Origin of the sequence: Paenibacillus sp. LBL (assembly GCF_029893715.1) — a bacterium.
Taxonomy (GTDB): domain Bacteria; phylum Bacillota; class Bacilli; order Paenibacillales; family Paenibacillaceae; genus Paenibacillus_AQ; species Paenibacillus_AQ glucanolyticus.
Window position 1 is genome coordinate 94,767 of record NZ_JARXYU010000015.1, and the last position, 9,784, is coordinate 104,550.

19 protein-coding genes are annotated in these 9,784 nt (G+C 38.7%); 1 reads left to right on the forward strand and 18 read right to left on the reverse strand.

All coding sequences use genetic code 11. The annotated features are described in order from the left end of the window. The 18 genes from M2277_RS24580 to M2277_RS24665 all read right to left on the reverse strand — a co-directional run bounded on the left by M2277_RS24580 (nucleotide 1) and on the right by M2277_RS24665 (nucleotide 8,440). Nucleotides 1-969 (reverse strand): hypothetical protein, encoded by a 969-nt coding sequence (locus M2277_RS24580; protein WP_280755788.1) that lies wholly within the window; start codon nucleotides 967-969, stop codon nucleotides 1-3. Nucleotides 970-1,070: 101 nt separating this feature from the next. Then, the gene (locus M2277_RS24585) at nucleotides 1,071-1,385 is read right to left on the reverse strand and encodes a hypothetical protein (RefSeq protein ID WP_280755789.1); all 315 of its coding nucleotides are present in this window, start codon (nucleotides 1,383-1,385) and stop codon (nucleotides 1,071-1,073) included. A gap of 28 nt (nucleotides 1,386-1,413) precedes the next feature. After that, the gene (locus M2277_RS24590; RefSeq protein WP_280755790.1) at nucleotides 1,414-1,986 is read right to left on the reverse strand and encodes a hypothetical protein; all 573 of its coding nucleotides are present in this window, start codon (nucleotides 1,984-1,986) and stop codon (nucleotides 1,414-1,416) included. Between the two features lie 18 nt (nucleotides 1,987-2,004). Continuing rightward, a complete protein-coding gene (locus M2277_RS24595; RefSeq protein WP_280755791.1) occupies nucleotides 2,005-2,259 on the reverse strand; it encodes a hypothetical protein in 255 nt (84 codons plus the stop codon). A gap of 261 nt (nucleotides 2,260-2,520) precedes the next feature. Next, nucleotides 2,521-2,694 carry a hypothetical protein gene (locus tag M2277_RS24600; RefSeq protein WP_280755792.1) on the reverse strand — a complete coding sequence of 58 codons (174 nt, stop codon included), beginning with the start codon at nucleotides 2,692-2,694 and terminating at the stop codon, nucleotides 2,521-2,523. 4 nt (nucleotides 2,695-2,698) lie between these two features. Beyond that, a complete protein-coding gene (locus M2277_RS24605) occupies nucleotides 2,699-3,160 on the reverse strand; it encodes a hypothetical protein (protein ID WP_280755793.1) in 462 nt (153 codons plus the stop codon). Between the two features lies 1 nt (nucleotide 3,161). Next, nucleotides 3,162-3,590, reverse strand: a complete 429-nt coding sequence (locus tag M2277_RS24610; protein WP_280755794.1) for a hypothetical protein — start codon at nucleotides 3,588-3,590, stop codon at nucleotides 3,162-3,164. An 86-nt stretch (nucleotides 3,591-3,676) separates the two neighbouring features. Continuing rightward, the gene (locus tag M2277_RS24615) at nucleotides 3,677-3,892 is read right to left on the reverse strand and encodes a hypothetical protein (protein ID WP_280755795.1); all 216 of its coding nucleotides are present in this window, start codon (nucleotides 3,890-3,892) and stop codon (nucleotides 3,677-3,679) included. A gap of 62 nt (nucleotides 3,893-3,954) precedes the next feature. Continuing rightward, complete coding sequence (locus M2277_RS24620; RefSeq protein ID WP_280755796.1) at nucleotides 3,955-4,527, reverse strand: hypothetical protein; 573 nt, start codon at nucleotides 4,525-4,527, stop codon at nucleotides 3,955-3,957. A gap of 320 nt (nucleotides 4,528-4,847) precedes the next feature. Then, nucleotides 4,848-5,369 carry a hypothetical protein gene (locus M2277_RS24625; protein ID WP_280755797.1) on the reverse strand — a complete coding sequence of 174 codons (522 nt, stop codon included), beginning with the start codon at nucleotides 5,367-5,369 and terminating at the stop codon, nucleotides 4,848-4,850. Between the two features lie 64 nt (nucleotides 5,370-5,433). After that, the gene (locus M2277_RS24630) at nucleotides 5,434-5,946 is read right to left on the reverse strand and encodes a hypothetical protein (protein WP_280755798.1); all 513 of its coding nucleotides are present in this window, start codon (nucleotides 5,944-5,946) and stop codon (nucleotides 5,434-5,436) included. Nucleotides 5,947-5,963: 17 nt separating this feature from the next. Then, on the reverse strand, nucleotides 5,964-6,128 hold the full coding sequence (locus M2277_RS24635; RefSeq protein ID WP_280755799.1) for a hypothetical protein: 165 nt from the start codon (nucleotides 6,126-6,128) through the stop codon (nucleotides 5,964-5,966). Nucleotides 6,129-6,385: 257 nt separating this feature from the next. Continuing rightward, nucleotides 6,386-6,706, reverse strand: coding sequence for a hypothetical protein (locus M2277_RS24640; protein WP_280755800.1), 321 nt, complete (start codon nucleotides 6,704-6,706; stop codon nucleotides 6,386-6,388). After that, nucleotides 6,699-7,013: a hypothetical protein gene (locus tag M2277_RS24645; RefSeq protein ID WP_280755801.1), complete on the reverse strand. Its 315-nt coding sequence runs from the start codon at nucleotides 7,011-7,013 to the stop codon at nucleotides 6,699-6,701. The genes M2277_RS24640 and M2277_RS24645 overlap by 8 nt, the downstream gene beginning before the upstream one ends. Next, nucleotides 7,010-7,183, reverse strand: a complete 174-nt coding sequence (locus M2277_RS24650) for a hypothetical protein (RefSeq protein ID WP_280755802.1) — start codon at nucleotides 7,181-7,183, stop codon at nucleotides 7,010-7,012. Before M2277_RS24650 ends, M2277_RS24645 begins: the two co-directional genes overlap by 4 nt. Nucleotides 7,184-7,362: 179 nt before the next feature. Then, nucleotides 7,363-7,590 (reverse strand): hypothetical protein, encoded by a 228-nt coding sequence (locus M2277_RS24655; protein ID WP_280755803.1) that lies wholly within the window; start codon nucleotides 7,588-7,590, stop codon nucleotides 7,363-7,365. A 70-nt stretch (nucleotides 7,591-7,660) separates the two neighbouring features. Next, entirely contained in the window at nucleotides 7,661-8,101 is a 441-nt protein-coding gene (locus M2277_RS24660; RefSeq protein ID WP_280755804.1) for a hypothetical protein, read from the reverse strand. Between the two features lie 102 nt (nucleotides 8,102-8,203). Continuing rightward, nucleotides 8,204-8,440 (reverse strand): hypothetical protein, encoded by a 237-nt coding sequence (locus tag M2277_RS24665; RefSeq protein ID WP_280755805.1) that lies wholly within the window; start codon nucleotides 8,438-8,440, stop codon nucleotides 8,204-8,206. 810 nt (nucleotides 8,441-9,250) lie between these two features. Between M2277_RS24665 and M2277_RS24670 the strand changes: the two genes are divergently transcribed. Further along, nucleotides 9,251-9,499: a hypothetical protein gene (locus tag M2277_RS24670; RefSeq protein WP_280755806.1), complete on the forward strand. Its 249-nt coding sequence runs from the start codon at nucleotides 9,251-9,253 to the stop codon at nucleotides 9,497-9,499. Nucleotides 9,500-9,784 lie beyond the last annotated feature (285 nt).

Genomic DNA, 9,784 nt, shown 5'->3' on the forward strand with positions numbered 1-9,784 from the left:
TTATCCTTTGTACTCCTCTAATGGTATGAATAAATCAATAAATTCTCCTTCGGCAGCCATGCCCGTATTTTTGCATTTATAATAACGCCCTGGCTGAAGGTCATACCCAGCGCTGGCATCGATGGCAACCAGATTCCCACTTGGTTCCTCTGCATAATAGAACCCTTTTTCCTTATCTTTGCTGTAAACTTCAAGAACGGCGGTTTCATCGTCTTTAACTTCGCAATCTGTTATGGCTTCGGCCCGTTCCAGTTCCTTTACAAAACGGCTGTACATGTCAATTCCTATAATCTGATTTTCTTCTCCAATTGCACCAAGTAAAGATTTGATCTGACCTGAAGCCTTTCGAGCTTCTTCTATTATATACTTGATATCCCTGTTATCCTTAAATATATCATAGAAGGATGTTCGACCCTCGTTTAGTAGCTCCTTAGCAGTTAAACCTGTAATTCTAATTCCATTCATGCAAACAAAGACACGTTCTTCTTCCTTCACCCATTCTGCTGTAGAAATTCCACTACCAATGAAACGCCCGAGGTTATAAATATTAGTATGCTTCATTTCCTCTGGTTCGAAACCAATGACGCTGTTATGACGAATGTGGCGTTTTAGGTCCTTTCCTGTCATAAGCTTCTGGGATGTCTTAGTCCTGTCTTCATATCCTTCATGGTTATATCCATAGTTTAATGTTACATTATAAAGTTCTTTATTTTTAATTGAAGGCCAGTCGATTGTATTTCTAAATTCTGTTGCCTGATCTGTTAACGCTTGTTCTTTCTGCTTTTCTTCTTCTTTGACAAACTCTTGAATAAGGTTCTTTAATTCATCTTTGATAGTGCGGCTACCTTTACCAGTCGCCTTGTCGATTGCTTTGCTGTAGCTGAATGGGTCATAGCTTATAACCGTAACATTCACACCTTCACCTGTTATATTGTAAGTGGTGCCGTTGATTCTGGTAACTGTATACATTGTCTGTTATCCTCCTAAAAAGTATCATTTGATACTTTTATTATACTCTTAAATGAAATGGAATAGCAAGTAAAAAACCGCCATAATAGGCGGTTTGATAACTAGTATATTTTTGTTTTTACAATGTCATATTCATCACTGTATTGTTCATTGATTTGATAATAGATATCTACGCTCTTTCCTATAACCCGTTTTTCAAACTCTTGCAACGATTCGCCTTTATTCCCCTGAACATCAATAACCCAGAACATCCCCGATGGATCTTTGACCGTGTAGGCGTAAAATATCCCCTTAACCTCACTGTATGAAACAGTTTCGATTTGTGCGGTGGTCATTGTTATAGGCGCTTCGCCTTTAGGTGTCGTTCCTGTTATGATGTCAATCATTAGCATGATAGTTACTATTATTTTATTCATTCGGTAAAACCTCCGTTTATATTTTGGTTTAATTCATTGCACAGTAATAATGGTATTTAATCTTGTTATTGACGAAAAATGTTCTGATCTCACTAAAACCTTTATCTTTCCATTGGTCATATAATTTACGCGCTTTGTTATAGGCTCTGATTCCTTCAGTATAAATCGTTGGTTCGTTGTTCATGTCGTTCAGGTCCTTCAGTAATACTTTTTTATCATTCTTATCTATCGTTCGATCAATGTTAATTGATACATTGGCGCGGTTGATATAATTAATTTCTCTTTCATTTGGTTCCAATACTTCATTTAAGGTTCTGTTATAGAAGTTATAAATCGTTGGGTACCCATATTGTTCGAATACCTTTTCTAAGCTCCGTTCATTCATTCCGTATAATTCATACGAATTAGAAATGATTTCATCAAATAGCTGGCGATAACTTTTGTTTTCTGTTATATGGTTCCGAATTTCATCGAAAAAAACCGGCATTTGTTCGGCAGCCGTTTTCAACCCTTCGGCAGCTGAAACCGTATCGAGGGTTTGCCCTTCTTTTGGCGACTCCTGCACCGTTCTGTTATAAGGGAATTGAATGATTTTACCCATGTTTATTCCTGCCTTTCACTATGCAATGTGTTTAACATGCATAACGTATTTTAGGTTCTCAAATTCTGATACTGTCATGATTGTCTCAGTGTAAAATATATCCTTTACTAGCTCATATAGTTCGATGCCGCGACTTTCGAAATATTCTAAAACCTCCTGAGTTGTTTCGTTGACTGAAAAAACAATCCCGTTTGCTTCTTCGAACCTGTTTGGATTGGTGGATATCCTTCCTTTCAGCATTTCTTCGATAACTTCAATAGTTAAATGTCTCACTGTTAACCCTCCATGTAATCTAATTAAAATTCATATTTTAAGGCAAATAGAGCCTTTAAAAACGGCTCTAGATGCCCATTTGCTGTTATACCTCTATTCCAAGTTCCTTCAGTTCATTTGGATACATTAAATGCATTACCTTGCTACAATTGATTAGCTTAACTTGAACGTTACGTAACCCGTGAATGTATTTAAACATCTCTGCCCAGCTGGTCCATAAGGAAGCATCAATAACCATTGTTCGAAAACCGTTTCTATTTATCATTGCATTACATGACGGGTCAAACCCATCTCCTCAAGTTCCTCGCCGTGCCATAATTCAAAGAGGGCATTGCAATTAATCAACTTGACATAGATTTTTGAAATCATCAGGTTCCTTACATACTGGATCAGGGCTTCCCAATCCCCCCAAACTGTAATATCAATAACTACCATAGAATTATTCTCCTTCCCTTTTGCTTATTGTTTCAATAGCAAGAATGATATTTTCTAATCCATAGTGTTCGATAGGGTCAACATCAAACCGCAAAGTTTCATCATAAAACGGTTCGTAAATGCATTGGCCTGATTCGCTTTCAAAAAGAATGCCTGTTTCATCGTCTTCTATGATGTTGTTACGAATATATTCGTATCCAATTTCTATTACATACGCCAAGAAAATTTGTTCGGCTATATCTTGCGGCAGACGTTGTGAAAGCTCATTTTGAACTAAGCTTAAATTAACCGTGTTAATGTCTACGCACCAGAACGCTACTTCCTCGCCTTCCATTACTTTGTAACCACAAAAACAATCCTCATTGAATCCGATTGAAACAAGCTTACCGCCGTTCTGAATTTTTGCATAATGTACTACGCAATGCCCGCCTGTGTCCTCTGGGCGAATCTCTAGAATCTTCATCATATTATTTTCCCCTTCCTGTTAAACCGAATTGTAATAAATCCTTATATTCCTTTGTTTTGCGTTGTGTCTGGCTTAGAGCAATTAAAAGCGCTGATCCGTCCCAGAATAACGATTCGTCACCGTGAATCATTGTACACGCTTCGTCATAGCTACAAGCTTCCATCATGACAGCATCGCTAGAATACCAAAGGAAATAATTAATGCCCATTTCAAGGGTATTAATGGTATCAAATTCATTCAAACAATACTTATCAATGTAACAGCCGTCACGGTCGCAATCCTGCGCATATTCCAAAGCAGTAACGCGCACTGTTTCGGCTTCAATTCCTGCAACAGTTATTCCATACTTTTGGTTCAGGTGTTCAACGGCTTTTTTCATCCATTCATTTTCATTAGTAAATAGGTTCCTTCCATTCTGGTGCATATGCATAGTATCTATCTCCTTTGCCTTTGTTGTATTCGGTAAAACATTCCTGCCTCCTAAAGTGTTTAGGCGACAGTGTAAACTAAACCGAATCACTTTATAATATCTTTTGTGTTAGCATCAACCCAACCGTTAACAAGGCATGTCATATTATCGAAATCCGTTTCAAAAGGATATTCATCACATATTAAATAAGTGTCATACGCTTCATCCCACAACCGATTTACTTTATTAAATGCCGCACGTAGTTCTAACAATGATTCCTTTAACTTCTTTTCCTTTAATAACTGCTCAATTTCTTTACTCATGAAATTCACTCCTAATTTATTGTTATTTACTATTTTACATTGCATTCGTTAGTATGTCAATGTTAAATGAATTCCAGAAACAACCCGTCAAAGGTGTCATATTCGCTGTAGTAATTGATTGCATGTTTTAATATTTCGCGCTTCTGATCTGTTGTAGCGTTCAGGTCATTTCCTTTTGAAAGCTCTCTGCATCCGTGCTTTGCTCTTTCTTCTTCTGTCATGTCCTCCGTTAGCTTTCCTGCGCTGAATTCATCAGCGTTAATATCTATCATGCTGAAAAAGAAGATGTCTGTACCTTCCCAATCGTTCCTAAACGCTTCCGAATAATAAACGTTCAATTTCTCTTTTTGCATGTCATTTAAAATGTTCCTTGCTTTCCTGCGTTTATAGATTTTATAAAAAGTCGATAGTTCTTCTTCGTATCCTTCCCAATCTGGCAAGCTGTTTTCTTGATATTCCTTTAGATATTCATAATCTTGTTTGCTGATTTGGATATACGAATCAGAAAGAATTACATCTTGGAAGGGATCGCTTTCGGTTCCTTTCAGTTCTTTCTTGCCTTGCTCCTGATGATAAATGAAACCAAAGTTTTCATCGTTCTTGTACATGTTCACGTAATATTTAATTTTAATCATCTCCTTCAGTAAAGGTATCATTTGATACCTTAATTATTTTAACTCCATTCCATTTAAAAGACAAGTTTTATATTAAAATTGGATCGGCAGCCGAGGACCCATTCTGTAAGGCCGCTATTTTACGTTGTATTAGGTTCTATCATAAAGTGGCTGTTACCTACCAAAGACGGTATAAAGCGCCTTAGAACGAACCTGGAGAGGTCATAAATCGAAATCGCGCTTTCTATGTGCTGTTTAGTGCGCTAATTCCTTTTGCCTTAAGCTGTCGTATGGGTTTATAGTCTAGATAAACAAAAAAACCGCCTTTCGGCGGTCCTTTCCTAACGTTGTTTGTAATTGCCTTCGCTGTCTTCGAATTGTCCTAACTTTAAATCAAGTTCCTTTGAATACGCTGGATCAAGGTAAGTTAATAGTTCCGAATTCCTTTGATAAAAGGCCTTAGCTCCTTTATAAATAGATTCCTGTCTAGCGTATTCCTTCGCGTTCGGGTTTTCTGCTTCCTGCAATAAAGAGTAATGATGATTAAGAATGTTTAACGTCTGTTCTTCATTTTTCAATCCATCTACAAAATTACGGATAGTATCAAGACTTTCAAACCGTTTCGAAAGCTCTCTTTCGGTGTAAAAATGGTCCTCCTCTGGAACATAACTAACAACAGTCAAATAATAATATTCTCCTTCCTGATGCCCTATGTCATCAAAACGGCGAACAATTTCATAAGCTTGATTCTTGTTAATCTTGCCGCGCTTCACCAATTTATCACTATTCCAAGTGCCGTTGATGCGTCCGCTTTCGTTTACACCGTAACGCCCTTTAAAAATCTCATTCGCTGTTAATGCCATTTTATAATCACTCCTGTTTAGTTTGGTATTTTACATTGCATTCAATGGGAAGGTTTGAACCGCCTTACTCGGCGGTTACTTTGCAATTATCTAATATTCCTAAAGCTTCTGGGCCGCTGATCCGTTTAATGTCATCGCCGTTTATATGATAGACGATATTTCCTGTTCGTTCCTGATTGACATAGTATTTTAAACTTGTTAACGATCCTTCCTTTTCATCTTGGCTGTCATAGCTGGAAGCGTTGAAAATGCATGTTCCACATTCTCTAGTCATCCAAATTACTTGGCGCTGATACTTGTAAAATAAAAATGTGTCGTGATGGTAATAATCCGTTTTGTAGTTCTTGCAATTGCTTTCTGTCTTACGTTGCATAAATCCAAGTGTGGTATCTTCGTTTGGGTCGATCCCTTGCGGTATATACGCATGTGGCATATTGTGTTTATTTTCATACTCTTCTAATGCTTCCATTTGCAATGATAAAAGTTCTGGCATAATTAAAGTTCTACGCTTTACCCATTTCTGAGTTTTTACATTAAATCCGTAAATCGTATGCTTTTCAGTTGTTGCTGTTGTCATAGAATAAACACTCCCTTTTATATGTATGGTGTAATGTCAAGCGTGTCCTCTAAGTCTTCTAAGCGGCTGTCAAGTGCGTCCTGTAGTTCTTCACCTTGCAAGCCCATTTCCTTTAAAGCATTTTCTAAAGCAATTCGCTTTTCCTTCTTAAGCTGGCATACATACAGTTTTTTGTTGGTCATGTTCAAACTCCTTTGTGTTTATTAATTACTATTTTACATTGCATTCACTATGTGGTCAACTGGGAACGTTTGTTCGCTTTGCAGCTCCTGCCTTAAAGGTCCGCATCTGTTATGGGGCGCTGTTATCTGGCCTTATTTTGTGCTTGCTGTTATAGGTTCTGCGCTTGCTATTATAAGATTAAAATTATTTTTTGGCTTTCCTGCTGATCCGATCAAGCTACACGCTCAAAACAAAAAAAAGAACCGCTATTCGCGGTTCACTGCTTTTGGTATTTCTTAACCTGACAGCGGCAAAATAAGACGGTTGCTTTAGGTCTTGTGATTGTGCGGCCTGTTTCATTGCCCTGCGCGTCCTTCTCCTTGGACTTGAGATAAACAATCTTTTTAATGCCCTTGCTTCCCTTCTTAATCATGTAACCTTGCGCGTTCCATCTGGGCAACGTGTAAACATCTGAATACGGTTCACAATCACAGTCTAGCTGGGACATTACTTCCTCATAAGCTTCATCACTCATATAATCAAATGTCTGGGCCTTCTGTGCTCTCTCTTGCTTCTGGGCTTCGGTCAGTTTAGGCATATTGGATTTCCCCCTGTTTGGTCGGTTGTAGGCTTTGTAATTTTACTCGTGCTTCCTCTCGTAGAAACGGTATATAGGCGGTCGCGGTGTTGTCGTTATGAAGTTCCATTATATAAGCGCCGCGACCATTGAACGGGCTTACTCGGTCATTGATGATATGACATACACGGTCAATCTGTTTGATTGTTGTTGCTTCTGGTGCAATCTCGCGGCGTTCTAATTCCTCGGTTACTTCCTCGATAGTTTCACCAACAAAGTCAATCCATTGAATAACGCCGTTTATCTTCTGGCAAGCTTGGAATTTCATTTCTTCATACCTCCCAGCGTTCTAAAATTCAGATAGTTAGAAACGATGTAGGTTAAACGGTCAAACCGTCTTTTCGCTTTCTCTCTTTCTGGTGTGGCTGGTTCGGTATTCTCTAGAACCGTCCAAGCTTCCCCCCATGTAGCAATGTAAAATTTCAGACTTTTAGACATTCGCTATTCCTCCCAATATGTAATTTTCAATGTAAAAAAATGGTTTGTGCAGCCAAAACGGGTATGGCAAATAAACCGCGCCACTATGCGGTTTTTTAGGGTTTTCGGTCCCTACCTAACCGCCACTTGGACGGTTAACGCTTCAAGCTTAAAGGGCTGTTTTTAGTCGCTTGAACGACTTATGATAATGCGATCCTGATTAACTCGGCGTGTTCTTGGTTGCTCATGCTGGACAGTTGATTTTTCAGGTGTGCGCGTACTTCCTCGGCTGTCGGTGCTGGTTCTCCTTCTAGCGATTCGGTGCAATAATCAACGGCATCGGTATAAGCATCTGTAAAAGTGTAATCACCTTCTAAAATCGAGTACATTGTCCAACTTGCTATCATTTCCAAATTAGAATTATTCATTTGTATAACCTCCTGTTTTTGGTGAATCAATTGGAAGGAATAACGCTCTGTTACTCCTGCCTATCATTCATCAAAAAAGTGTTAACTGGCCTTCTGGGGCTTCGTCTGCTTCGCCTGCTATGTACGCTTTCTTATTCTCAAAGTGAACAAGATTCGCGGCTGTCACTGTCTCGCCTGATGTGGTGTGAAAGTCTTTGCGGCGGAACGGGTTATAGTTAACGGCTGTTCCAAGGTCTGCGCTTCTGGGGCTGTCTGCTTGGACAAAGTGCCCAACAGCAACGGCACACACTGCGCGGCGGTTGTTCTCATGTATCCAGTTGTATCTTCCGTCTGCTACCTTGAAAACTACGTTCTCAACTTCCAAAGATTCAGCGTATGCAATAACCTTTCCACTCGTTGCGCTCTTGCTCTTTGGCTCACGGTCTACGATGGAGAAAAGGCCGTCTTTATTCAGGTTTACATAGACTTCGATTTTTTGCCCTTGCTTCGGTGCGCACTCTTTTATAATCATGGTTCGTTACCTCCTGAATTTTCGGGTTTGGCATCCCGTGACCATCGCGCCATGTTCGGCGCTAGGTTTCGACCGTTTGCCCTCGGTCATCGTCAGACGGGTTTATTTTGAAGCAATCATTACATCTCGTAATTCTCTAGAAGCAACTGCGGCATTGAATGTTTTCCAGTCATCAGCGTCAGCGCATTTGAACCGTACTTTTGAAATAACTCTTTTTAGATCGTCTGCGGCTTCCTCGTACTCGCTCGCTTTTTCGTAATCGCCCTGTTCTAACATTGTTGCGGCTTCACCTTCTAACCTGATGACCCATCTTTCGGCCTGCTCCATCTTTGTAAACATTTGAAATCTCCTCCTCATTTTTTTGTCCTACCAGTTCTGAAGCGTGTAAACAACGAGATATAGAAATATGACGAATACCGAACCAACGAACCCTATCATAATTGACTCTGCTATATTATCTTTCATTTGCTCATTTCCCCTTTTTATAGATTGGCAACGTCCGTATAACTTGTAATGCCGTATGTAGCGAATAACTTTTTTTCTGCTTCGTCTAAGTCCCTAGCAATAATTAGCGCTTCTTTTCTTACTTCGTGTTGTGTCCAAACGAATTCAAACATTCGTTCATTAGTGCTTAAGAGGATAGATACAGACATTCTTAAACCTTCTTTCTCTGCGGTTTTAGTTGGTAGCGATGACAGTAACCATTACAGTAATGAAGATGATAACGGCAATTATTACGCCTACGAAAACATGATTTAAAATCTTTTCGTCTATCTGTTCCAGACGGTCTAAAAGGTATTTCAACAATGTGTTCAACTCCTTATTAATTTCTTTAAATTGATTTTACTATTTATCATTGCATTCAGTCAATAGGTTATGCTAAAATAAATGTATCAAATGATCCTTAATTGAAAAGAGGTTATCGAAATGAATAAACGTAACAATGAGAATGAAGAAATAGAATTATATGAATATGTAGCAATTGGGCTTGGTGTTGGTTCTCTGGTTCTGATTTTAATTCTGAAAGTATTAGGGGGATAATGGAATGAAACGTTTGATACAATGGCTGAAAGTTAAAAAGATTGAGCATGATATGATTTCGGCAACTTGGGACGAACACTTCTATAATAACTAAAGGGGAATAGCGCTATGGATATTCTACACTTAGGATTTGACGGAAGAACGTATAGCATTAATCATATTGATAAATACCATCAGGGAAAGAAACAACGCTACCAGAAACGAACCTTTGACACTTTAGAAGAGGCATTTATATTTGTAGAGAATAGCAAGCGTATGAGCACGACATATAAAGATGTTAGCATTATGGGTTATGAGTTTAGCGAATGCAATCATTATGTAACGATATATTATCAAGTGAATACATATGACACATAGAACGCCTTGCGGCGTTCTTTTTATTTGCTCATAGAAAACTGTTTCATATGCGACAGATCAAGGGTATACAATATGTATCTTGATCTGATACAATTTGTATCATAATGAAGCTGAATCCACTTACTATTTTACAATGCATTCAGAACGATTCTAAGGGGCCTAGGAGCCGTTTTCATGTTCCAAGGTGTATTTACCCTCTGAACCTCGCAGAATCGATTTCGACATTATTCGACAAAACACATGTCCATGTCCAGGAGACACGAATAAACGTTCGTAACCGTATAT